This is a genomic window from Falsiroseomonas sp. HW251, assembly GCF_050563545.1.
Classification (GTDB): Bacteria; Pseudomonadota; Alphaproteobacteria; order Acetobacterales; family Acetobacteraceae; genus Falsiroseomonas.
This window is the reverse complement of record NZ_JBNXUM010000001.1, coordinates 80312-102543: the sequence shown is the minus strand read 5'-3', so window position 1 is coordinate 102543 and position 22232 is coordinate 80312. Positions and strand designations below refer to the sequence as shown.

The following is a 22232-nucleotide window of genomic DNA, read 5'->3' as shown; positions in this document are numbered from 1 at the left end:
CGCCCTTGGCCAAGGACCGCACCCGTTTCGTCTGCCAGGCCTGCGGCGCGGCCAGCCCGAAGTGGCAGGGCCGCTGCGATGCCTGCGGGGAATGGAACACCCTCGTCGAGGAAGTCGCCGAGGCGCGCGGCCCCGGGCCGGCCGCCAAGGCCTCCGGCGGCCGGCGGCTGGAGTTCGTCGGGCTCGAGGGGAAATCCGCCCCGCCGGCGCGCATCCTGACCGGCATCGCCGAGCTCGACCGCGTGCTGGGCGGGGGCTTCGTGCCGGGCTCGGCCGTGCTGGTCGGCGGCGATCCCGGGATCGGCAAGTCCACCATCATGCTCCAGGCCGCGGCGCGCATCGCGGCCGGCAACCGCCGCGCCCTCTACGTCTCGGGCGAGGAGGCGGTGGAGCAGGTGCGGCTGCGCGCGGCGCGGCTCGGGCTCGCGAAGACGCCGCTCGGCCTCGCCGCGGCGACCTCGCTGCGCGACATCGCTGCGGGGCTCGAGACTGAGAACGAGGCCGCGCTGGTCGTGATGGATTCGATCCAGACGGTCTGGCTCGACGCGCTGGATTCCGCCCCCGGCACGGTCAGCCAGGTCCGGGCCTGCGCGGCGGAGCTGATTCGCCTGGCCAAGACCCGCGGCTTCGCCCTGGTGCTGGTCGGCCACGTCACGAAGGAAGGCACGCTCGCCGGCCCCCGCGTGCTGGAGCACATGGTGGATGCGACGCTGCATTTCGAAGGCGACCGCGGCCACCAGTTCCGCATCCTGCGCGCGGTGAAGAACCGCTTCGGCGCCACCGACGAGATCGGCGTCTTCGAGATGACGGAGCAGGGGCTGATGGAGGTCGCCAACCCCTCCGCCCTGTTCCTGGCGGAACGGCGCGGCAACGTCTCGGGCAGCGCGGTCTTCGCCGGTATCGAGGGCACGCGGCCGGTGCTGGTGGAAATCCAGTGCCTGCTCTCGCCCTCCGCGGGCGGGTCGCCGCGCCGCCAGGTCGTGGGCTGGGATTCCGGGCGGCTGTCCATGCTGCTCGCGGTGCTGGAGGCACGCTGCGGCATGGGGCTCGGGATGAACGACGTCTATCTCAACGTCGCGGGCGGGCTGCGGATCCAGGAACCCGCCGCGGACCTGGCGGTGGCCGCCGCCCTGGTCAGCGCCGCGACGGACCGCCCGACCGACCCCGGCATGGTTTATTTCGGCGAGGTCGGCCTGTCCGGCGAGGTCCGCCAGGTCGCCCAGGCGGAGTCGCGCCTGCGGGAAGCGAAGAAGCTCGGCTTCGAGGCCGCGACCCTGCCGCGGCGCGTGGCGCGGGGCTCGGCGCCGCTGGCGGCGGTGCCGGGGCTGAAGCTGAAGGAGATCGGGCACCTCGCCGACCTCGTCGCGGAATACGCGGCGAAGACGGTGAGGCGGAAGCCGCCGGCCGAGGCCGCACCCGCGGCCGGATGATGCGGCAGGCGGGGCACAGCCATCGGCTCGATGCCGGGCTTGGGGATGTCCCCACCATGACACCCCGCCCCCCGCCCGCTATACCCCGCCCCCGATGACCTGGGTCGATGCCGTTGTCCTCGCCGTGCTGCTGCTCTCGGCAGGGCTCGCCTTCTTTCGTGGCCTGGTGCGAGAGGTGCTCGGCATCGGCGGGTGGCTCGGCGCCATTGCCGCGGGATTGCTCGCGCTGCCCTTCAGCCGGCCGCTGGTCGAGCCGCATGTCCATCCCGACTGGCTCGCGACCGGCATCGCCATCGGCGCCGTCTTCCTGGTGGTGCTGATCATCCTCAAGGTCCTGGTGCACTGGATCGCGGGGAAGGTGCAGCGCTCCATGCTGGGCGGGGTGGACCGGGCGCTCGGGCTGGTCTTCGGCCTCGCCAGGGGTGCTTTCATCGTCGTGCTTGCCTATATCGTCGGCGCACTCGCGATGCCCGCCGACGAGAAATGGCCCGAGGAGGTGCGCCAGGCCCGCAGCCTGCCGCTCGCCGCCGACGGCGCCCGCTGGCTCGTGACGCAACTGCCGCCCGAATTCCGGCCGCCCCTGCCAGAGGGCAACGGCCGGCAGGACCCGACCCAGGAACAGCTGCTGCGCCCCCCCGCCCGCAGCCGGAGCTGAAAGAGCCCCATGACCGACGTCAGCACCCGGCCCTGGGCCGACGATGCGAAGCCCGCATCACTGCGGGACGACGACAAGTTCCACGAGGAATGCGGCGTCGTCGGCATCTGGGGCAGCGCCGATGCCTCGGCGCTGGCGGCGCTCGCGCTGCACGCGCTGCAGCACCGCGGCCAGGAAGCGGCCGGCATCGTCTCGCTGGAGCCGAACGGAAGCTTCCACTCCCACAAGGGCCGCGGCCTTGTCGGCGACAATTTCAGCGACGCGAACGTGATGGCGGGGCTGCCCGGCCGCGCCGCGGTCGGTCACAACCGCTACGCCACCACCGGCGAGACGGCGCTGCGCAACGTCCAGCCGCTCTATGCCGATTTCGAGTTCGGAGGCTTCGCGGTCGCGCATAACGGCAACCTCACCAACGCGCATACGCTGAAGCGCGCCCTGGTCCGCCGCGGCTGCCTGTTCCAGTCCACGACGGACAGCGAGGTCTTCGTCCACCTCATCGCGATCAGCCTCTATTCCACCGTGACCGACCGGCTGATCGACGCACTGAAGCAGGTGCAGGGCGCCTACAGCCTGGTCGCGCTGCACAACGGCGCGCTGCTCGGCGCGCGGGATCCGCTGGGCGTGCGGCCGCTGGTGATCGGCAGGCTGCCGGGCGGCGGCCCCAATGGCGCCTATGTGCTGACCAGCGAGACCTGCGCGCTCGACATCGTTGGCGCCGATTTCGTGCGCGACGTCGAGCCCGGCGAGATCGTCGTGGTGGACGACAGCGGCCTGCGGTCGCTGAAGCCGCTGGGCGCGACGCAGGACCGCTTCTGCATCTTCGAATACATCTACTTCGCGCGGCCGGATTCGATCGTCGAAGGCACGCCGGTCTACGCGACGCGCAAGCGCATCGGCGCCGAGCTCGCGCGCGAGAGCGGCGTCGCCGCCGACGTGATCGTGCCCGTGCCGGACAGCGGCGTGCCGGCCGCGATGGGCTACGCGACGGAAGCCGGGCTGCCCTTCGAGCTCGGCATCATCCGCAACCACTATGTCGGCCGCACCTTCATCGAGCCGACGGACCAGATCCGCCACCTCGGCGTGAAGCTGAAGCACAGCGCCAACCGCGCGATCATCGAGGGCAAGCGCGTCGTGCTGGTGGACGATTCCATCGTGCGCGGCACGACCAGCCGCAAGATTGTGGAGATGGTGCGCGCCGCCGGCGCGACCGAGGTGCATATGCGCATCTCCTCCCCCCCCACGACGCATTCCTGCTTCTACGGCATCGACACGCCGGAGCGCGGCAAGCTGCTCGCGGCCAGGCACGACGTCGAGGAGATGGCGCGCATCATCGGCGCGGACAGCCTGGCCTTCATCTCGCTGGACGGGCTCTATCGTGCGCTCGGCAAGCCCGGGCGGGATGCCGCGCAGCCCGCCTTCTGCGACGCCTGCTTCACCGGCGACTACGCGATCCCGCTGGTGGACCAGCGCGACAATGCGGAGCCGCCGCTCTCGCTTCTGAAGGCCGCCAATTCGTGACGGCACTGCCCCTGCGGGATCGCGTGGCGCTGGTGACCGGTGCGTCGCGCGGCATTGGCGCCGCGCTGGCGCTGGAACTGGCGAAGCGCGGCGCGCATTGCGTGCTGATCGCGCGCACCCAGGGCGGGCTCGAGGAGACGGACGACGCGATCCATCGCGCGACCGGCAAGAACGCGACGCTGCTGCCCTTCGACCTGCAGAAGCAGGAGAAGGAGATGGACATGATCGGCCCGTCCATCGTGGAGCGGTTCGGGCGGCTCGACATCCTGGTCCACAACGCCGGCGCGCTGAACAAGCTGACGCCGGTCGCGCATGTCGATCCCCGCGACTGGAACGAACTCGTCGCGGTCAACCTGACCGCGGCCTGGCGCCTGATCCGCAGCTGCGACCCGCCGCTGCGTGCCTCGGACGCGGGGCGCGCGGTGTTCGTGACCACGGGGCGCGTGCCGCGGCCCAAGGCCTATTGGGGCATGTACGGCGCGACCAAGGCCGGCATGGAGCACCTCGTGCTGACCTGGGCGCAGGAGGTCGCAAACATCTCGCCGCTCCGCGTCAACCTCGCCGATCCCGGCATCGTCGCGACGCGAATGCGCAGCCTGGCGATGCCCGGCGAGGATCCCGCGACCATCGCGCAGCCCGCCGATGTCGCGCCGGCGCTCGCCGATCTCTGCATGCCGTCGGAGGCGCGGACCGGCGCCCGGATCGAGATCGCGCGGACCGGCTGACGCCGGTCAGCCCGCGCGTGCCAGCACCAGCAGCGTATCCTCGGTGCGGTCCAGGATCGCGGCCGGCTCGACCGGCGCGACCGCGCCATCCAGCCGCAGCTCCCGCAACGGGAAACGGTCGGCGATCGCGCGCAGCGTCTGCTCCGGCGCCTGGCAGCGGAAGGCGTTGAACTCCATCAGCACGGCCACGCCGGGGCTGCGGTCCAGCAGGCGCTGCATGCCGGCCCAGACCTTCTCCTCCGCGCCCTCGACATCGACCTTGATGAAGTCGGCCGCGCCTTCGACCAGGTCATCCAGCGGCGCGGCGCGCACTGCGACCTCCAGCGCGCCGTCCTCCGCCTCCTCCGCCAGGCCGTCCAGCACATGGCCGTTCTTCGGGTCGTCGTCGCTGGCGCGGAAGCGCAGCGTTCCGGGCGCGTCGGAGGCGGCCAGGCGGTGCACGGCAGAGCGCGCGGCGAAGCCGTTCAGGGCCAGGCTGCGCGCGCAGAGCGTGGCCAGACGCGGATTGGGCTCGAGCGCGAGGACGCGGCCGGTCGGCCCCGACAGGTCGGCCATCAGCACGGCGTAGTAGCCGAGGTTCGCCCCGACATCGAGGCAGACCTGGCCCGGGCGGATGCGGTTCAGCATGAAGCTCGTGCACCAGTATTCCCAGTAGCCGTCGAGCAGCAGATGCGGGCCGAGGCCGAGGTCCCGCGCATCCACCAGCATCTTGTAGCGCCCGAGCACGCGACACAGGATCGTCCGCTGGTCCAACGGCACGGCCTGGCAGCGCGCGCGGATCGCGGCCTGCATGGCCTGGCGGGGCCCGTCGCGCAGATCCTCGGTCCGCAGCAGCGTGCCGGCGCCGCGCCGCCCCAGCATGTCCATCAGCCCGCTCACCGACCGACGTCTAGCCCGGGGCGGTCTTGCTTGGAATGGAACGGAGGGGGCGGATTTCGGGGGGGACCCGAGTTCCTGTCATCCGCCCCCTCCTTGGTGCCGCGCTGTCGCCCGCGGCACGCCTCGCGGTCTCGTTGAAAGAAGACCGAATACTTCAACTTATGGATGCATGAGCCGGAAATCCCGGCCGCATCGGAGCAGGTACTTTATCTTTATTGCGCATTTCCAAGGATGACGCCAGCGCGAGAACAGCGGTGCGTCACGGCCGGCGGTCCTTGGCAGCGTGGCCGGACGAATTGCCTTGCGCGCCGGCGCGCGGCGGCGGGAAGCTTGCGGCGCTGCGCGGCGTTGACGCGCAGGAGGAAACCTCATGCCTGGCCAGCCGAAACGGCGTCCGGTCCCTGTTGCGCCCCTGCCCTGGTGGCGGGCGGAGCTCCCCTTCGGTCTGCTGGCCGCGGCCGCGATCGCCGCGCCGGCCTGCGTGCTGGACCAGGGCGGCAGCTGGCACGACGCGCTGTTCTCCGCCTGCGTCGTGCTCGGCCTGCCCGGCGCGGCGGTGGAAAGCATCACCGGCGCCGCGCGGATCGCCATTCAGCTCCGCGGCAGCATATGACGGATCACTCTTCCTCGGCGTAGGGGTTGTCGGTCCCGCGCAGGTTGAGGCGGATCGGCACCCCCGGCATCGCAAAGGACTCCCTGAAGGAGTTCACGAGGTATCGCCGGTAGTCCTCCGGCAGCATCTCCGCCCGCGTGCCGAAGACGGCGATCGTCGGCGGGCGGGCCTTCGGCATGGTGGCGTAGCGCAGCTTGATCCGCTTCCCTTCCACCAGCGGCGGCGGGTGGCGTTCCTTCATCGCCTCGAACCAGCGGTTCAGCTCGCCCGTCGGGACGCGGCGGTTCCACAGCGCATGGGCCTCGCGCACCGCGGGCATCAGCTTCTCGACACCCCGCCCGGTCGCGGCCGAGAGAGGGACGACGGACACGCCCTTGGACTGCGCCAGGCTCGCGGTCAGCACGTCCTCGAGCCCCCGTCGCGCGGCGGCGCGGTCCTCGACCGCGTCCCACTTGTTGAAGGCGATGACGAGCGCGCGGCCCTCGCGCTCCGCAAGCCGCGCGATGCGCAGGTCCTGCTCGTCCATCCCGAGCAGCGCGTCCACGACCAGGACGACGATCTCGGCTTCCTTCAACGAGGCCAGCGACGCCGCCACCGACATCTGCTCGAGCCGATGGGAGATGCGGGCCTTCCTGCGCATCCCCGCGGTGTCCACCAGCCGGACCGGCCCCTCCGCGTCGCGGAACTCCATCGCCACGGCGTCGCGCGTGAGGCCGGGCTCGGGGCCGGTGATCATCCGCTCCTCGCCGAGCAGCGTGTTCACCAGGGTGGACTTGCCGGCGTTCGGGCGCCCGATGATGGCGAGCCGGAGCGGGCGCTCGGCCTCCTTCGGCTCGCGGCCGCCGGCGGTCAGGCGGTCCCGGATCTCGTCATGCAGCCCGCCCAGCCCGTCGCCATGCTCGGCGCTGACCGGCAGGGGATCGCCGAGGCCGAGCTCATAGGCCTCCATCGCGGCCTGGGCGCCGAGCCGGCCCTCCGCCTTGTTGGCGATCAGCACGACGGGCAGGCCGGCGCGGCGCAGCCAGGCGGCGAAGGCGCGATCGGCGGGCGTGATGCCGGCGCGGGCGTCCACCACGAAGAGCACGAGGTCGGAGGCGCGCAGCGCGGCCTCGGAGGAGGCGCGCATGCGGCCCGGGATGGTGTCGGGCGGCGCTTCCTCGAGCCCGGCGGTGTCGGCGAGCAGGACGGGCACGCCACCGATCGTTGCCTCGGCTTCCTTGCGGTCGCGGGTGACGCCCGGCGTGTCGTCCACGATGGCGAGCTTGCGGCCCACCAGCCGGTTGAAGAGGGTGGACTTGCCGACATTCGGGCGGCCGAGGATGGCGATGCGATGCATGGTGCCGGGGGTTTGCGCCGAGGGGACAAGGGCGCGCAAGGGCTTCGGGCGCGGAGGTGCGGCGCGCGGGGTAGCCCCCGCGCGCGGCCGCGCCCTCAGCGGAACGCGACCAGCGTCCCGTCGTCGGCCAGGGCGACCAGCGTGCCGTCGGTCACCGCCATGGGCAGGGTGATGCTGTAGCCCGTGGACATCCGCCCCGCGATCTGGCCGTTCGCGGGATCCAGCAGCAGGAACTCGCTGCGGGAGGAGGGGATCATCAGCCGGCCATTCGCGACCAGCGGCCGGCCGAAGCGCGGGGGGGTGCCGCGGCGGCTGCCGGTGGCAGGCGGTGGATCGAGCGGCGTGACCCAGTGCACACGGCCATCCTCGCGCCCGATCGCCAGCGCCTCCCCGTCGCGCGTCACGGCGAAGGCGAAGTCGCCGGCGGTCGCGGGGCCGGCGCCGCCGCCGAAATTGCGCTCCCACAGGCGGCGCCCGGTGCGCAGGTCCACGGCGATCGAGGTGTTGCCGAGGCCGACGGCGATGACGCGGCCGTTGACAATCACCGGCAGGCCGGTGATGCCGACGAAGTCCGCGATGCTCGCCATGGCCAGGCTGCCGAGGCTCTCGCCCCACAGCACGCGGCCATCGGTGACCCGCAGCGCGAAGAGCTCTCCACTGGTGAAGCCGGCGACCACCGCGTCGCCGTCCACCGCCGGCGCGGGCAGGCCGAGCGCCATGGTGGTGACGGATTGCGCGCGGTAGTTCCACAGCCGGCTGCCGTCCTCGACGGAGAGCGCGTAGAGCTGGTTCTCGTTGGTGGGCACGAAGATGCGCCCGCCGGCGATGCCGGGCGCCCCGCGCGCCGGGGCGGGCAGGCGCACGCGCCACTTGATCTCGCCGTTCGCGGCGTTCATCGCGATGACCTCGGCCAGGCCCGTCGCGACATAGAGCGTGCCGTCCGCAAAGGCCGCGCCGCCGCCGAGCGGCGACGCCCACTGGTCGTCTGGCGTGCTGTCGGTGCGCCAGACCCGGCTGCCATCGGCCAGGCGATGCGCGGAGACGCTGCCCCAGGCATCCACCGCGTAGACCGTGCCGTTGCCGATCACCGGGCCCGCGACCATGCGCTGGCGATAGCCCGATCCGCTCCCGGCCGAGGCGCGCCAGGCCTGCGCCAGGTTCACGCCGAGCTGGACATGGCCCGGCGCGTGGCTGGCCGGGCCGCCCACCGTCGGCCATTCCGACACGGGCTGCGGCCCGGGCAGGGTGACCGGGCCGCTGTCGGCATCGGCGGTGACCGAGGCCTCGGACTGCAAGACGGAGATCCTCTCCCCGGGCAGGCGGACCTTCCGCTCGCCGAAGATGTCGTCGAAGGTGCCGCAGCCCGAAAGGAGGCCGGCCGAGCCGAGGAGCAGGGCGCGCCGGTTCACGACCGCAGCCCCGCGGAGACGCGCTGGGCGCGTTCGCGCACGCCGGGTGGCGCGTTCGCGTCGGTCATCAGGGCCTGGAGGATGCGGCGCGCTTCCTCGGTCTGGCCGCGGCGCAGCGCGATCAGGGCCTGGGCCTCGCGCGCCGAGGCGCGCCAGGGGTTGCCTTCCACCGTGAGCGGCGCGATGCGCGCGGCGAGCTGGGCGGGATCGCCGCTGTCGAGCGCGTTCATCACCGACAGCAGCGTCGCGAGGTCGCGATAGAGCGGATCGGCGGCGGTGTCGCCCGCGACCTCGTTCCAGAGCTGCTGGGCGGCGGGGTTGTCGCCGGTCTCGGCCTTCAGCGCGGCGGCGCGCAGGCGCGACAGCGTGCGGTAGCCCTCCGGCGATTCGCGGGACAGGGCGGCGAAGCCGTTGGCCGCGGTGGCGAGGTCCGCGCCCTCGCGTTCCGCGCCGCGGTGAAGCGTCAGGTAGGTCGCGGCGGCGGCGGCGGCCTGGCGGCTCTCGTTCCAGCGCCAGGCCTGCAGGCCGCCGGTGGCCGCGAGGGCCGCGATGGCGACGCCCAGCGCGACCCCGCCCCATTTCCGGGCGAGCCTGCGGGCGCGGTCGGCGCGGAGATCCTCCTCGACCTCGTCGAAGATGTCGGGCACGGCGGTTCCTTGTTACGCCAGTCGATGCGGGTGGCGGACCATACAGGCGCGGTCATAGGGCGTTAAGCCCGGCCGTCCCAGGCTGGGGCATGGCCCGTTCCATCCTGCTCGCCATGATGGCGATGCTGCCGCTCGGCGGCTGCGTGTCCGGCCCGGTGATGGTGGCCGGGGCGGCGGCGACCGGCGGGGGGCTGGTCGCGACGGGGAAGACGCCGGTGGACCATGTCGCGGGCTGGGTGCTGGGCCAGGATTGCTCCGCCGTGCGGCTGGAGAACCGGCGGCCCTGGTGCGTGCCGATCCCGACCGCGGCGGCGCCGGTGCCGTATTGCACGCGAACGATCGGATCGGTGAATTGCTGGACGGAGCCGCCGCCGGGCAGCCCGCAGCGGGGCGTGGCGGATCCGGGTCCGTATCCGGAGCCGGCGGGGGGCCTGCCGCCGCGGCCTTGGGGGGCGGTGAACTAGCGGCTGGCGGCACTCCCGCCGCCTTCTTTCTCCCTCGCCCCCGGCAGGGGGGAGAGGGTCGCGCAGGCTTGGCGCGAAGCGCCTAGCCGGAGCGGGTGAGGGGGGGGCGCGAAGCGCGTGGCAGCGCCGGTCAGACCAGCCTTGCGACCCCCATCCCGGACCGGGTGAGGATCTGGTGGCTACGGCGCAAACCTCACTGGCTTGCCGCGCGGCGTGCCGATCACCTCATCCTCGCGCATCGCGGCCTCGCCGCGCAAAATCGTCATCACCGGCCAGCCCGTGCAGCGATGCCCGGCAAACGGCGTCCAGCCGCAAGGCGAGGCGATCCAGCTTTCCTCGATCACGCGCTGGCGCTTCATGTCCACGACCGTGAAGTCGGCGTCGTAGCCCGCGGCCAGCCGCCCCTTGCCGACCACGCCATAGACCCGCGCCGGTCCCGCGGCCATCAGGTCGGCCAGGCGCGAGAGCGTCAGCCGCCCCGCGCTGACGTGATCGAGCATCAGCGGCACGAGGGTCTGCACGCCGGTCAGCCCCGCCGCGCAATCCGGCCAGGGCTTCTCCTTCGCGGCGCGGGAATGCGGCGCGTGGTCGCTGCCCACCGTGTCCACCGTGCCGTCGGCGACCGCGGCCCAGGCCGCGCGCATGTGGCGCCCGTCGCGGATCGGCGGGTTCATCACGGCATAGCCGCCGAGCCGGTCATAGGCCTCGTCCGTCTGCGTCAGGTGGTTCAGCAGCAGCTCCACCGTCGCGACATCGCGGTAGTCCCGCAGGTAGTCCAGCTCCTCCGCGGTCGAGACATGCAGGATATGCGCGGGCCGGTTCGTCTTGCGCGCCAGCGCCATCAGCCGCCGCGTGCCGAGGAAGGCGCATTCCACGTCGCGCCACTCCGCATGCATGCGGTACGGCATGCCGCTGTGGTAGTCCGGCTTGCGCGCCTGCAGCCGGTACTCGTCCTCGGAGTGATAGGCGATGCGGCGTCGGCCCGACCGCATCACGCGTTCCAGGCTCTCATCGTCCTCGACCAGCAGGTCGCCGGTGGAGGAGCCCGCGAAGACCTTCACCGCGCAGACATTCGGCTGCGCTTCCAGGTCGGCCAGCGCGGGGATTTTCGACTTCGCCGCGCCGACATAGAGGCCCATGTCGCACCAGGCGTTCTTCGAGACGAAGTCCCGCTTCCAGTCCAGCTGCTCGCGGTTGGTGATGGAGGGGCTGGTGTTGGGCATGTCGAAAACCGCGCAGAGCCCGCCGAGGATCGCGGCCTTCGTCCCCGTCGCGATCGTCTCGACCTTGGCGTCGCCGGGCTCGCGCAGATGGACGTGGCTGTCGATCAGGCCGGGCAGGACATGCAGGCCGCGGCAGTCGATCTCGTCGGCCGCATGCGCCAGGCGGAGGTCGCCGATCGCGGCAATCTTCCCCTGCCGCACGCCGACATCGGCCTGCTCGACGCCCCAGGGCAGCACCAGCGTGCCGCCGCGCAGGACGAGGTCGTAGCTCTGGGCCATGTGAGGGATCCCCTTCGGATTCGAGCCTATAACGCTAAGCCGCGCGGGGCGACAGGACGTCCCAGACGTCGCCCGCCGCGCCGGCGCGCTCGACATGCGCGCGGTGCCAGAGCGCGTAGAACAGCAGGTGCCAGGCCGCGAAGCCGCGGTGCTTGTCGCCGCCGGCGTGACGGAACAGCGCCGCGACGCGGTCGGGCTTCGCGATCTCCGCGACGCCGGGCTGCGCCGCGACGAGCGGGCCGAGCCGCTCGCCCACTCCCGCGATCCAGGCTCCTACGGGCACGGTGAAGCCCTGCTTCGGCGCGAAGGGGCGCGCGGCCGGCAGGTGGCGCGAGAGCCATTCCCGCAGCAGCCATTTCCCCGTGCGACCGCGCACCTTGAGCCCGTCCGGCAGGCGCCAGCACGCCGCCGCGACGCCGGCATCGAGGAAGGGCGTGCGGCCTTCCACCGCATGCGCCATCAGGCAGCGGTCGAGCTTCAGCAGCAGGTCGTTCGGCAGCCATTCCGCGATGTCCGCGGCCTGCGCCGCCATCAGCCTGGTGCGGCCCGGCGTCGCGGCCTCGGCCTCCGCCGCGGCGAAGCCGTCGCGCCAGAGCGTCGGCGCCTCGCGCAGCACGTCGGCGACCTTGTCGAAGCTGCCGGCGGAGCGCGGCTGCCGGCCCCCCATCCACCAGGGCCGCATCGCGCTGCGATAGCGTCCGTAGCCGCCCAGCATCTCGTCGCCGCCTTCTCCCGACAGCACGACCTTCACCTCCTGCCGCGCGCGCTGCGCGAGGAACCACGAGGGGATGATGGCGTAGTCCGCGGCAGGGTCGTCCATCGCCGCGACGATCGCGGGCAGGTCGCGCCAGACCATTGCCTCGGTCACCGTCACCGTCGCATGGTCGGCGCCAGTTGCCCTGGCGACGGCCTCGGCGGCGGCGTTCTCGTCGGCCGCACCGGCCACGTCGAAGCGCGCGGTGAAGGCCTTCACGGGGCGGTCATTCAGACGCGCCATCATCGCGAGCACCGCGCCGGAATCGATGCCGCCGGACAGGAACAGGCCATAGGGCACGTCGCTGCGCTGGTGCAGCAGCACGCTTTCCTGGAACGCCGCGTCGAAGCGCGCGATCGCGGCTTCCTCGGAGATCGCCTCGGGTCCGCCTTCGGGCAGCGCGGCGCGGCGGTGGCGTTCCACGATCGCGCCGTCGGAGACGACGATGCTCTCGCCTGGCAGGACGCGGCGGATGCCCTCGAAGATGGTCTCGGCGCCGGTGGTGAACTGCATCTGCATCAGCTCGTCGCGCGCGGCGCGGCGGATGCGCGGCTGCACCAGGCCGGCGTCGAGGAAGGCGCGCGGCTCCGACGCGAAGGCCAGCCCGTCGGGCAGCTGCGCGAGATAGAGCGGCTTGATGCCGAAGGGATCGCGGGTGAGCACCAGGCGCCGCGCCTGGCGGTCATGCAGCGCGATCGCGTACATCCCGCGCATGGCGGCCGCATAGCCCTCGATCCCGTCGCGGCGGAACAGGTGCAGCGGCGGCTCGCAGTCGCTGTTCGTGGTGGTGACGAGCTGGTTGAGCTCGCGCAGTTCCCGGTAGTTGTAGATCTCGCCATTCGCGACGATCGCGGCCGGGCCGGCGAAGATCGGCTGGTCGCCGGTGACGAGGTCGATGATCGCAAGCCGCGTATGCGCGAGGCCCACATTGTCCGCGAGGTGCAGCCCCGACCCGTCGGGCCCGCGATGCGCCAGCGCCGTCGTCATGGCGCGCAGCACGGCCTCGTCCGGCGTCGTTCCCTGCTTCTGCTCGAGGCCGGCTATCCCGCACATCAGTTCCTGATCCTGCTGGCGGCTTCGAGGAAGAGCGACCAGGCCGCGAGCACAGGGGCCTCGGCGTGATGCGCGGCGAACTCGGCGCGGCCGGCGGCGGCGATGGCCTGCGCGCGGGCGCGATCCTCCAGCAGCACCGCGATCGCGGCCGCCATCGCGGCGTCGTCGCCGATCGGGACCAGCAGGCCGGAACGCCCGTCCTCGATCAGCTCGCGCGGGCCGTCGGCGGCGGCGGCGACGACCGGACGCGACGCCGAGAAGCCTTCCAGCACGACATTGCCGAGGGGCTCGATGCGGGACGGCACGACGAGGATCTCGCAGGCCGCGAGCAGCGCGCCGGTGTCCTGGCGCCAGCCCAGGAAGGCGACGCGGTCGCCGATGCCGAGCTCGCGCGCCAGTGCTGCCAGTTGCGCGCGGTCCGGCCCCTCGCCGGCGAGCGCGAGGTGCGCGTCGCCGGGCAGGCGCGCGACCGCGCGCAGCAACGTCGGAAAGTCCTTGTTGGGGTGCAGGCGCCCCATCGCGAGCAGCACGCGCGCGCCGGGGGGGAAGGGCAGGGCGGCGGGCGCGGCGCCGGCGAGGTCGGCGGCGAAGTTCGGCAGGTGCCTGAGTCGCTCGCGCGGCCAGCCCTGGCCCTCGATCCAGTCGCAGAGGCCGCGCGTGTTGGCCACCAGGATGTCGCAGCCGCGATAATGCTTCAGGTCGTATTGCCCGCCGAGCCGGCCGACCAGCGTCCAGGCCGCGCCGCGCGATGCCGCTCGGCAGAAACCTGCGGCGCGGCTCATCCAGGCCACCACGACCTGCGGCCGGAAGGCGTCGAGCGTCGCGCGCAGGCGCCGCCCCGTCATCAGGTCGAGCGGCCCGCCGAAGCCGAGTTCCACTGGCGACAGCCCGCCCGCCGAGAGCCGCGACGCGCGCTCGGCGTTGCGGCGGATCACCGCCAGCACGCGCAGGCCGCCGCGGTGCTGGGCGAGGGCGAGGCGTTCGAAGAAGGCCTCCGCCCCGCCATGCGCCGCGCCGGCCATGACGTGGGCTACGCGCATGGAACTAGCCCTCCCCCGCAGTTGCGGCGGAGGGTTGGGAGGGGGCCGCTTCCGCCTCTCACGCCACCACCTTGGCGCCCAGCAGCGTCTCCGCCGCGGCGATCACGCGTTCCACCGGCACCGCGGTCATGGGCGAGGTGAAAGGCTCGCCATCCGCCGAAACCGCGATCGCACGCGGCCCCGACGGCCCGTATTCCCGCGCGTCCGACTGCGCGAAGAGCCCGATCACCGGCGCGCCCGCGGCCCCCGCCAGGTGCATCAGGCCGGAATCGTTGCCGATGAAGAGCGCACCGCGCCGCATCGCCGCCGCCACCTCCGGCAGTGTCAGCTTGCCGACGAGGTCCACGGCGCCGGGAAAGGCCGCCAGTACCGGGGCGGCCATGTCGCGTTCCATGGCGCCCGGCCCGCCCAGCACGGCGATCCGCGCGCCGGCGAGGGCGCCGCCGGGCGCGGTCAGCGCGCGGGCCACCGCGACGAAGCGATCGGCCGGCCAGACCTTCTGCGCCCAGTTCGCGGTCGGCCCCAGCAGCAGCCAGGGCCCGCCGGGCAGCAGCGACGCCGCGCGGGCCTCGTCCTCGGGCGCGGTCCAGGCGACCGGCAGCGGCGGCGGCGACAGGCCCAGCGTCTCCCCGATATGGGTCAGACGGTGGCCGGGGCGGCGCCCGCCCTTGCCCACCGCGCGGCGCCTGGCCGGCACCAGGAAGGCGATCGCCGAGGCCCGGAGGTCCACCACCAGGTCCCAGCGCATGAAGGCCACCTGCCACCAGAGCTTCAGCCAGTGCAGCGAGAGCGGCTTCTTCTCCACCACGATCAGCCGCTCCAGCCCCGGCAGGCGGGCGAAGACGCCGGCGGCGGCCGGGCCGCAGGCCACCGTGACGCGCGCGCCGGGATGGGCGCGCAGCAGGTGGCCGAGCAGGCCAGTGGAGAGAACGGCGTCGCCGATCCGCGTCGCCGTGACGAAAAGGATGCGCATGGCTTCGGGCGGCGCATAGCATGCCCCGCCGCGCGGCCCCACCCCGTTGCATCCCTCGGCTGGCTTTCCCAACTTCGGGGTATGCCGATCGCAGGGTTGCCGGGACGGGGCGTGGTGGAGGTGGCGGGCGAGGACCGCGTCGCCTTCCTGCAGGGCCTGGTGTCCAACGACGTTGCCCAGGCCGCACCGGGCCGGGCGGTCTGGGCAGCTCTGCTGACCGCGCAGGGAAAGTGGCTGGCGGATTTCTTCGTGATCGCCGACGGGGATCGCCTGCTGCTGGACTGCGCGCGCGACCAGGCGGCGCTGCTGGCGACCACGCTGTCGCGCTACCGCCTGCGCGCCAAGGTCGCGCTGCGGGATGCCTCCGGCGAATTCGCGGTGCACGCGGCCTGGGGCGAGGCGGCGCCGGCGGGCGGCATCGCCGCACCCGATCCGCGGCTGGACCAGGCGGGCTGGCGCATCCTGGCAGCCGCGCCGCTGCCCACCGATGCCTCGGCGGAGGACTACGACGCGCATCGCCTTGCGCTCGGCCTGCCCGATCCCGCCGACATGGAGGCGCAGAAGACCGTGCTTCTCGAGGCCGGCTTCGACGAGTTGCACGGCGTGTCCTGGTCCAAGGGCTGCTACATGGGCCAGGAGCTGACCGCGCGCACGAAGTACCGCGGCCTGGTCAAGAAGCGCCTGGTGCCGGTCGATGTGACGGGCCCGCTGCCCGCGCCGGGCACGCCGGTCACGCGTGACGGCGCCGAGGTCGGCGAGATGCGCACGGGACGCGGCACTCGGGGCCTCGCGCTCCTGCGGACCGAGGCGCTGGAATGCCCGCTCACCTGCGGCCAGGCGAGGCTTGCGCCCCGCGTGCCGGCCTGGATGGCCCTTCCGGCGCGCGAGACGGCTTAGCCCTACCCGTTCACCACCGCACCCCCGTTGGGGTGCAGCACCTGGCCCGACATGTAGCCGCTGTCGGCATTGCTCGCGAGGAAGATGTAGCTCGGCGCGACTTCGTCCGGCTGGCCCGCGCGCTCCATCGGCGCGGACTTCCCGTGCTCGGCCGTGCGGTCGGGCTCGAAGCTCGCGGGGATCAGGGGCGTCCAGATCGGTCCGGGAGCGACCGCGTTGACGCGGATCTTCCGCTTTTCCAGCGCCACGGACAGGCTGCGCGTGAAGGCGACGATCGCGCCCTTGGTGCTGGAATAGTCGATGAGCTGCGGGCTGCCCTTGTAGGCGGTGATCGAGGTCGTGTTGATGATCGCCGCCCCTTCGTGCAGGTGCGGCAGCGCGGCCTTCGTCATCCACATCTGGCCGAAGATGTTGGTGCGGAAGGTGCGCTCGACCTGCGCGGTCGGGATGTCGGCGAAGTCGTCGCAGGTATGCTGCTCGGCCGCGTTGTTGACGAGGATGTCGAGCTTGCCGAAGGCCTGCACCACCTGCTTCACCGCGTCCTGGCAGAAGGCCGCGTCGCCGATGTCGCCGGGGATGGCCAGCGCGCGGCGGCCCTCGGCCTCGATCCGGCGCTTGGTGTCGGCGGCGTCCTCGCTCTCGTCGAGGTAGAGGATCGCGACATCGGCGCCTTCCTTGGCGAAGCCGATGGCGACCGCGCGGCCGATGCCGGAATCGCCGCCCGTGACGATCGCGACCTTGCCCGTCAGCTTGCCCGCGGGACGCCAGCTCTCCATCGCGGAGGCCGGGCGCGGTGTCATCTCGGACTCGCGGCCGGGCTGGTGGGATTGCTGCTGCTTCGGGAACTGGGTGTCGGGCATGGCTGCTTCTCTCCGCGGGAAGCAGGGCCAACGAGGCGCCGGCGGGGCGGGTTTCCCGGCTATCGCGAGGCGGAGAGGATCAGCGCTTCCAGCGCGTCCTGCACGGCCTCGACCGGGATGCGGGTCATCTCGGGGCCGCCAAAATCCTGCGCGCGGACCATCATCGACCGCGTGCAGATCGGCCGGAACTTCTCCGGCGAGGATGGCCCGAAGAGCGAGAGCAGCGGCGTGCCGGAGCCCGCGATCATGTGGCCGGGTCCGGCGTCATTTGCGACCCCTGCCGCGCAGCGCGCCGCGACGGCGACCGCCCGCAGCGGCTGCGCGCTGCCGGCCTCTACCGCGGCGGCGAAGGCCGGGTGTTCCTCGGGGAAGAGGGCGCCGGGGGCCTCGGCCCCGATCCGCTCGCGCCAGGGCGCCTCCTTCGGGCCGAGCAGGAAGACGGCCTGGCGGCCGCGCGCGGCCTGGGATTGCGCCAGCGCGATGAAGCGGTCGAGCGGCCAGATCTTGTTCTCGCCCCCCGCGCCGGGGGCAAGGGCGATGCGCCCCGATGCCGGGCCGGGCAGCGCCGCCTCGGCCGCCGCGACCAGCGGCGCGGGCAGCGGCAGGGGCGAGAGGTCGCGCTCTACTCGATGCCCGGCGGCGAGTTCGAGCAGGCCGAAGAGTCGGTCCAGGATGTGCACGCCATGCGGCGCGCCATCCAGCCCGCGCCGGTGGAAGGTCGCGGAGACGAAGCGCCGGTGCGGGATCCGCCAGAGCTGGATGGTCGGCACCAGCACGGATTGCGTGTCGATGATGAGGTCGAAGGGCCCGAGGCCGCGCGGCCGCGGCTTCAGCAGCTCGAGCGGCTTCTTGCCGATGCCGCAGAACTCCACGACCTGGTCGAGCAGCGGCGGGCCTGCGACGGAACTGAGCGAGCGCGCGAAGACCGTGTCGAGCGTTGTCATCCAGGTCAGCGTCGCGCCGGGGAAGGCGCTGCGCAGGCCGCGCAGGAAGATCACCTTGTAGAGCCCGTCGCCGAAGATCTCTTGCCGGCTGAAGACGCCGACGGAACGCGGGCGGAACTGGTCGCTCATCGCCGATCAATACGCGGCATAGGATTTCTCCTCGCGCAGCGCGGAGCCCAGCAGGTCGTTGACCTCGCGCTTGATCGCGGCGCGGCGGTCATTGGTGCGATAGACCGACCGCGCGAGTTCGACGAAGGCAGTGCCGAAATCGGCGCGGCGCTCATGCTCGCGCAGCGCGTCCTCGACGTCCCACAGCGTCTCGTTCACGCCGCGCAGCGCGTTGCGCAGCGCGGCGAGCGCCGCGGCCTCGCGCCCCGCCAGCGCGGCGTCCCAGGCGGCGGTCAGCGCGGCGTGCTCCCGCGCGACATTCTCGCGCTGCGCGGCATCGCCGATGCGCGCGAGCTTGATGTCGAGGATGGTCAGCTTGTCGAGCACCTCGCCCGGCGAGGCGGGAATTTGGATCACCATGCGGCCGCCCTCGGCGTCGGGTCTGCGGCGCGTCTATAGGCGGCGCTGGGCCGGGGCGTCGAGATGGCCGCGCTGCAACGCGCCGAGCGCGACGGCCGCCAGCATCACCGTCGCGATCCACCAGGGCTGCCAGGCCCCGTAGGAGAGCAGGCCCGTGATCGCCCCCGAGACGCCGACACCGAGCGTGGCGCCGGCGATCGGGGATGCGGCGGCGGCCAGCATCGCGGCGGCCGCCAGCGCCGCGGCGATGACGGCGCCGACCAGGCCGGTCTCCAGCCAGACATGCAGCGCGGCGTTGTGGGGGTGCAGCGGCAGCCGCGAGGCGTGGCGGCCGAAGACGTCGCGCTCCTCCGGCGAAGTCAGGCCGAAGCGGTCCAGCACCTCGGTGGAGAAACCGTCCTCGGCGCCCGGGATGGCGCGCGCGGCGTCCGCCCCCCAGCCGAGCACGGGCTTCTCCGCGACGCGGCCGATCACGAAGTCCCAGATCAGCACGCGATGCGCGGCGGAGAAGGGCAGGGCGGAGAGGTCGGGCGGCCGCGTGAAGCTTGCTGCCAGCAGCAGTGGCATGGCCAGCACCAGCAGCGCGAGAACCGCCGCCGTCAGACGCGGCAGCAGCCGCGGCGCGAAGGCCGCGCCGATGCCCGCCGCGACGCCGGCCAGCGCCGCGATCTTCGCGGATTCCGCGGGCAGCCAGAGGGCCACCGCGACGCCGGCAGCCAGGATGGCGCCCCGTGCGGCGCGGTTCAGACCCGGCACGGCCAGCACCAGCGGCAGCAGCAGCACCAGCACGGACACCGCGGGCTTGAGCCCAAAGAAGACGCGCGGCGTCCATTCCGGGAAGCCGCGCACGGCCAGCCGGAACCAGTTGCCGGTGGCGTAGTCCAGTGCCAGCAGCGCGATGCCGAGAAGAAGGCCCGGCGCGACGGCCAGGCCGATGAGGCGCCGGTTGGCCGCGCCATCCTGCTCCAGCGCCCGGGCCGTCATGGCGGCCAGCACGAGCAGCGCCGCGAGCCCGCCGGCGGTGCCGAGCCCCTGCAGCAGGTCGGGCGACCAGAGCGACGACAGGGCGAGCCAGGCGACCAGCGCCGCAGCCAGGCCTGACAGGGCCGTCAGGCGCGGCCAGGGCAGGCTGCGGTGGTTGCGCCAATGCGCGGCGATGGCGAGCGCGAAGCCGACCGTCACCGCCAGCGCCATGGCGCGGAACTGCGCCACGGCGAGCGCCGGCGTTACCGCCAGCAGGACCGCCACCGGCAGAGAGGGCGACCGTGCGACGCCCTCGGCCGGAAGCGCGGCCGCCGTCACGCCGTCCGGTCGCCGCCGCCCTGCAGTGCGGCCTGCGCCGCGGCCAGCCGCGCGATCGGCACGCGATAAGGAGAGCAGGAGACGTAATCCAGGCCCGTCTTCTCGCAGAAATGGATCGAGGCGGGATCGCCGCCATGCTCGCCGCAGATACCGAGCTTCAGGCCGTTCTTGACCTTCCGCCCCTTCTCCGCCGCGATCTCCACCAGCGCGCCGACGCCGTCCCGGTCGATCGAGACGAAGGGATCCTTCGGCAGGATGCCCTTCTCCACATAGATCGGCAGGAACTTGCCGGCGTCGTCGCGCGACAGGCCGAAGACGGTCTGCGTCAGGTCGTTGGTGCCGAAGCTGAAGAAGTCGGCGCTTTCGGCGATGGCGTCGGCGGTCAGCGCCGCGCGCGGCAGCTCGATCATCGTGCCGACGAGGTATTCGATGTGCATGCCGGTCTCGGCGAAGACCTCCTGCGCGACCTTGTCCACCAGGGCGCGCAGGATTTCGAGCTCGCGGCGGGCCATGACTAGCGGGATCATGATCTCCGGCACCGGCGCGGCGCCGGTCTCCTTCGCGGTCGCGACCGCGGCCTCGAAGATAGCGCGAGCCTGCATCTCGTAGATCTCGGGGAAGGTGATGCCGAGCCGGCAGCCGCGATGGCCGAGCATCGGGTTGGCTTCCGAAAGTTCCGACACGCGCCGCTTCATCGCTGCGACGTCGGCGCCGAGGTCGGAGGCCACCTCCTCGATCTCCTCCTCCTTGTGGGGGAGGAATTCGTGCAGCGGCGGATCGAGCAGGCGGATCGTGACGGGCAGTCCCGCCATGATGCGGAAGAGGTCCACGAAATCCTGCCGCTGGAAGGGCAGCAGCCGCGACAGCGCGGCGCGGCGGCCGCTTTCCGTCTCCGCCATGATCATCTGGCGCACGGCGCCGATGCGCTCGGGGTCGAAGAACATGTGCTCGGTGCGGCAGAGGCCGATGCCCTCCGCGCCGAATTTCCGGGCGGTCTCGGCATCCAGCGGCGTTTCCGCGTTCGTCCGGACCTTCAGCTTGCGCACGCCGTCGGCCCACTCCATCAGCGTCGCGAAGTCGCCGGAGAGCTGGGGCTCGATCATCGCCACGGGGCCGATGAAGACCTCGCCGGTCGCGCCGTCCAGCGTGATGACTTCGCCGCCGTTAACGCGCTTGCCGCCGGCGGACAGCGTCTGGCTGGCGTAGTCCACGGTGATGGAGCCGGCGCCAGCGACGCAGGGCCGGCCCATGCCGCGCGCGACGACGGCGGCGTGGCTGGTCATGCCGCCGCGCGTCGTGAGGATCCCCTTTGCGGCATGCATGCCATGGATGTCCTCGGGGGACGTCTCGATGCGGACGAGGATGACCTGCTCGCCCTTCGCGGCGCGGGCCTCGGCTTCGTCGGCCGAGAAGACGACGACGCCCGACGCGGCACCGGGCGAGGCCGGCAGGCCCTTGGCCAGCGCCTTGCGCGGCGCCTTGGGATCGAGGGTCGGGTGCAGGAGCTGGTCGAGCGCCTTCGGGTCCACGCGCTTGATCGCTTCCTTCTGGTCGATCAGGCCTTCGCGCGCCATGTCCACCGCGATCTTCAGCGACGCCGCGGCAGTGCGCTTCCCGTTGCGGGTCTGCAGCATGTAGAGCTTGTTCTGCTGGACCGTGAACTCGATGTCCTGCATGTCGGCATAGTGCTTCTCGAGCGTTGCGCGGACCTGCACGAGCTCGGCGTAAGCAGCGGGCATCGCCTTTTCCATGCTGGTCTCGCCGGGCTTGGCGCGCGCTTCCGACATGGGCTGAGGCGTGCGGATGCCGGCGACGACGTCCTCGCCCTGCGCGTTGATGAGGTATTCGCCGTAGAAGATGTTCTCGCCGGTGGACGGGTCGCGCGTGAAGCAGACCCCTGTCGCGCAGTCATTGCCCATGTTGCCGAAGACCATGGCCTGGACGTTGACGGCGGTGCCCCAATCCGCGGGGATGTCGTGCAGGCGGCGATAGGTGTTGGCGCGCGGGTTCATCCAGCTGCCGAAGACCGCGCCGATCGCGCCCCAGAGCTGCGCCTTGGGGTCCTGCGGGAAGGGCGCGCCGGTGACCTCGGCCACCATGTCCTTGTAGCCGGCGACAACGCGGTGCCAGTCCTGCGCGTCGAGATCGGTGTCCTCGCTGACACCCTTGTCGAGTTTCACATGCTCGATGATTTCCTCGAAGCGATGGTGATCCACGCCGAGCACGACGGAGCCGAACATCTGGATGAAGCGGCGGTAGCTGTCCCAGGCGAAGCGCGCATCGCCGGATGCGGCGGCCAGGCCGTCCACCGTCGCGTCGTTCAGCCCGAGGTTCAGCACGGTGTCCATCATGCCGGGCATGGAGACCCGCGCGCCGGAGCGGACGGAGACCAGCAGCGGCTTGTGGTGGTCGCCGAACTTCGCGCCGACCGCCTTCTCGACGCGGCCCAGCGCCTCGACCACCTGGTCCTGGAGGTCGCCGGGATAGGTGTTGTCGTGCGCGTAGTACCAGGTGCAGACCTCGGTCGTGACGGTGAAGCCGGGCGGCACGGGCAGGCCGATGCTGGCCATCTCCGCGAGGTTAGCACCCTTGCCGCCGAGCAGGTTGCGCATGTCCGCGCGACCTTCGTTGTGACCGGCACCGAAGCTGTAGACCCACTTCGTCATGACGCTGTGGTCTCCTGACACGAAACTCCCTCACCCG

The 22232-nt window shown here is 72.4% G+C and carries 20 protein-coding genes; 7 read left to right on the top strand and 13 right to left on the bottom strand.

Annotated elements, in window-relative coordinates:
* Nucleotides 1–5: 5 nt before the first annotated feature.
* From radA to ACLF3M_RS00485, 4 genes are all read left to right on the top strand, one after another.
* The gene (gene radA, locus ACLF3M_RS00500; RefSeq protein WP_430654871.1) at nt 6–1430 is read left to right on the top strand and encodes a DNA repair protein RadA; all 1425 of its coding nucleotides are present in this window, start codon (nt 6–8) and stop codon (nt 1428–1430) included.
* A gap of 94 nt (nt 1431–1524) precedes the next feature.
* Entirely contained in the window at nt 1525–2085 is a 561-nt protein-coding gene (locus tag ACLF3M_RS00495; protein WP_430654870.1) for a CvpA family protein, read from the top strand.
* 9 nt (nt 2086–2094) lie between these two features.
* On the top strand, nt 2095–3603 hold the full coding sequence (gene purF / locus ACLF3M_RS00490; RefSeq protein ID WP_430654869.1) for an amidophosphoribosyltransferase: 1509 nt from the start codon (nt 2095–2097) through the stop codon (nt 3601–3603).
* Nucleotides 3600–4328, top strand: coding sequence for an SDR family NAD(P)-dependent oxidoreductase (locus ACLF3M_RS00485; RefSeq protein WP_430654868.1), 729 nt, complete (start codon nt 3600–3602; stop codon nt 4326–4328). Before purF ends, ACLF3M_RS00485 begins: the two co-directional genes overlap by 4 nt.
* A 6-nt stretch (nt 4329–4334) precedes the next feature.
* On the opposite strand, the gene ACLF3M_RS00480 is transcribed toward ACLF3M_RS00485, so the two are convergent.
* Nucleotides 4335–5207, bottom strand: coding sequence for an FkbM family methyltransferase (locus tag ACLF3M_RS00480; RefSeq protein WP_430654867.1), 873 nt, complete (start codon nt 5205–5207; stop codon nt 4335–4337).
* Nucleotides 5208–5577: 370 nt separating this feature from the next.
* Between ACLF3M_RS00480 and ACLF3M_RS00475 the strand changes: the two genes are divergently transcribed.
* The gene (locus tag ACLF3M_RS00475) at nt 5578–5820 is read left to right on the top strand and encodes a hypothetical protein (RefSeq protein WP_430654866.1); all 243 of its coding nucleotides are present in this window, start codon (nt 5578–5580) and stop codon (nt 5818–5820) included.
* Nucleotides 5821–5824: 4 nt separating this feature from the next.
* On the opposite strand, the gene der is transcribed toward ACLF3M_RS00475, so the two are convergent.
* From der to ACLF3M_RS00460, 3 genes are all read right to left on the bottom strand, one after another.
* On the bottom strand, nt 5825–7156 hold the full coding sequence (der, locus tag ACLF3M_RS00470; RefSeq protein WP_430654865.1) for a ribosome biogenesis GTPase Der: 1332 nt from the start codon (nt 7154–7156) through the stop codon (nt 5825–5827).
* A 95-nt stretch (nt 7157–7251) separates the two neighbouring features.
* On the bottom strand, nt 7252–8565 hold the full coding sequence (locus tag ACLF3M_RS00465) for a PQQ-binding-like beta-propeller repeat protein (RefSeq protein ID WP_430654864.1): 1314 nt from the start codon (nt 8563–8565) through the stop codon (nt 7252–7254).
* Nucleotides 8562–9212 (bottom strand): tetratricopeptide repeat protein, encoded by a 651-nt coding sequence (locus tag ACLF3M_RS00460; protein WP_430654863.1) that lies wholly within the window; start codon nt 9210–9212, stop codon nt 8562–8564. The genes ACLF3M_RS00465 and ACLF3M_RS00460 overlap by 4 nt, the downstream gene beginning before the upstream one ends.
* A gap of 89 nt (nt 9213–9301) precedes the next feature.
* On the opposite strand from ACLF3M_RS00460, the gene ACLF3M_RS00455 reads away from it, so the two are divergent.
* Entirely contained in the window at nt 9302–9676 is a 375-nt protein-coding gene (locus ACLF3M_RS00455; RefSeq protein ID WP_430654862.1) for a hypothetical protein, read from the top strand.
* A 179-nt stretch (nt 9677–9855) separates the two neighbouring features.
* Here the strand turns inward: ACLF3M_RS00455 and ACLF3M_RS00450 are convergent, their stop codons facing one another.
* From ACLF3M_RS00450 to ACLF3M_RS00435, 4 genes are read right to left on the bottom strand one after another with little or no spacing between them, the layout of a single operon-like run.
* The gene (locus ACLF3M_RS00450; RefSeq protein ID WP_430654861.1) at nt 9856–11178 is read right to left on the bottom strand and encodes a dihydroorotase; all 1323 of its coding nucleotides are present in this window, start codon (nt 11176–11178) and stop codon (nt 9856–9858) included.
* 34 nt (nt 11179–11212) lie between these two features.
* On the bottom strand, nt 11213–12985 hold the full coding sequence (gene asnB, locus ACLF3M_RS00445; RefSeq protein WP_430654860.1) for an asparagine synthase (glutamine-hydrolyzing): 1773 nt from the start codon (nt 12983–12985) through the stop codon (nt 11213–11215).
* Nucleotides 12985–14025: a glycosyltransferase gene (locus ACLF3M_RS00440; RefSeq protein WP_430654859.1), complete on the bottom strand. Its 1041-nt coding sequence runs from the start codon at nt 14023–14025 to the stop codon at nt 12985–12987. The genes asnB and ACLF3M_RS00440 overlap by 1 nt, the downstream gene beginning before the upstream one ends.
* A gap of 58 nt (nt 14026–14083) precedes the next feature.
* Complete coding sequence (locus tag ACLF3M_RS00435; RefSeq protein WP_430654858.1) at nt 14084–14998, bottom strand: glycosyltransferase family 9 protein; 915 nt, start codon at nt 14996–14998, stop codon at nt 14084–14086.
* An 81-nt stretch (nt 14999–15079) separates the two neighbouring features.
* Here ACLF3M_RS00435 and ACLF3M_RS00430 point away from each other — a divergent pair, with 81 nt between their 5' ends.
* Entirely contained in the window at nt 15080–15895 is an 816-nt protein-coding gene (locus ACLF3M_RS00430) for a YgfZ/GcvT domain-containing protein (protein WP_430654857.1), read from the top strand.
* A gap of 2 nt (nt 15896–15897) precedes the next feature.
* On the opposite strand, the gene ACLF3M_RS00425 is transcribed toward ACLF3M_RS00430, so the two are convergent.
* From ACLF3M_RS00425 to ppdK, 5 genes are read right to left on the bottom strand one after another with little or no spacing between them, the layout of a single operon-like run.
* A complete protein-coding gene (locus ACLF3M_RS00425; protein WP_430654856.1) occupies nt 15898–16755 on the bottom strand; it encodes an SDR family oxidoreductase in 858 nt (285 codons plus the stop codon).
* 59 nt (nt 16756–16814) lie between these two features.
* The gene (locus ACLF3M_RS00420) at nt 16815–17828 is read right to left on the bottom strand and encodes a glycosyltransferase family 9 protein (protein ID WP_430654855.1); all 1014 of its coding nucleotides are present in this window, start codon (nt 17826–17828) and stop codon (nt 16815–16817) included.
* Nucleotides 17829–17834: 6 nt separating this feature from the next.
* Nucleotides 17835–18227: a hypothetical protein gene (locus tag ACLF3M_RS00415; RefSeq protein ID WP_430654853.1), complete on the bottom strand. Its 393-nt coding sequence runs from the start codon at nt 18225–18227 to the stop codon at nt 17835–17837.
* A 33-nt stretch (nt 18228–18260) separates the two neighbouring features.
* Nucleotides 18261–19529, bottom strand: coding sequence for an O-antigen ligase family protein (locus ACLF3M_RS00410; protein ID WP_430654852.1), 1269 nt, complete (start codon nt 19527–19529; stop codon nt 18261–18263).
* Nucleotides 19526–22195 carry a pyruvate, phosphate dikinase gene (ppdK, locus tag ACLF3M_RS00405; RefSeq protein ID WP_430654851.1) on the bottom strand — a complete coding sequence of 890 codons (2670 nt, stop codon included), beginning with the start codon at nt 22193–22195 and terminating at the stop codon, nt 19526–19528. Before ppdK ends, ACLF3M_RS00410 begins: the two co-directional genes overlap by 4 nt.
* Between the last annotated feature and the right edge of the window lie 37 nt (nt 22196–22232).

Bases quoted from the DNA above. Each gene is read 5' to 3' on its own strand.
- ACLF3M_RS00495 (WP_430654870.1), top strand. From the start codon at position 1,525: ATGACCTGGGTCGATGCCGTTGTCCTCGCCGTGCTGCTGCTCTCGGCA.
- purF (WP_430654869.1), top strand. From the start codon at position 2,095: ATGACCGACGTCAGCACCCGGCCCTGGGCCGACGATGCGAAGCCCGCA.
- ACLF3M_RS00475 (WP_430654866.1), top strand. From the start codon at position 5,578: ATGCCTGGCCAGCCGAAACGGCGTCCGGTCCCTGTTGCGCCCCTGCCC.
- der (WP_430654865.1), bottom strand. From the start codon at position 7,156: ATGCATCGCATCGCCATCCTCGGCCGCCCGAATGTCGGCAAGTCCACC.
- ACLF3M_RS00455 (WP_430654862.1), top strand. From the start codon at position 9,302: ATGGCCCGTTCCATCCTGCTCGCCATGATGGCGATGCTGCCGCTCGGC.
- ACLF3M_RS00450 (WP_430654861.1), bottom strand. From the start codon at position 11,178: ATGGCCCAGAGCTACGACCTCGTCCTGCGCGGCGGCACGCTGGTGCTG.
- asnB (WP_430654860.1), bottom strand. From the start codon at position 12,985: ATGTGCGGGATAGCCGGCCTCGAGCAGAAGCAGGGAACGACGCCGGAC.
- ACLF3M_RS00440 (WP_430654859.1), bottom strand. From the start codon at position 14,025: ATGCGCGTAGCCCACGTCATGGCCGGCGCGGCGCATGGCGGGGCGGAG.
- ACLF3M_RS00435 (WP_430654858.1), bottom strand. From the start codon at position 14,998: ATGCGCATCCTTTTCGTCACGGCGACGCGGATCGGCGACGCCGTTCTC.
- ACLF3M_RS00430 (WP_430654857.1), top strand. From the start codon at position 15,080: ATGCCGATCGCAGGGTTGCCGGGACGGGGCGTGGTGGAGGTGGCGGGC.
- ACLF3M_RS00425 (WP_430654856.1), bottom strand. From the start codon at position 16,755: ATGCCCGACACCCAGTTCCCGAAGCAGCAGCAATCCCACCAGCCCGGC.
- ACLF3M_RS00420 (WP_430654855.1), bottom strand. From the start codon at position 17,828: ATGAGCGACCAGTTCCGCCCGCGTTCCGTCGGCGTCTTCAGCCGGCAA.
- ACLF3M_RS00415 (WP_430654853.1), bottom strand. From the start codon at position 18,227: ATGGTGATCCAAATTCCCGCCTCGCCGGGCGAGGTGCTCGACAAGCTG.
- ppdK (WP_430654851.1), bottom strand. From the start codon at position 22,195: ATGACGAAGTGGGTCTACAGCTTCGGTGCCGGTCACAACGAAGGTCGC.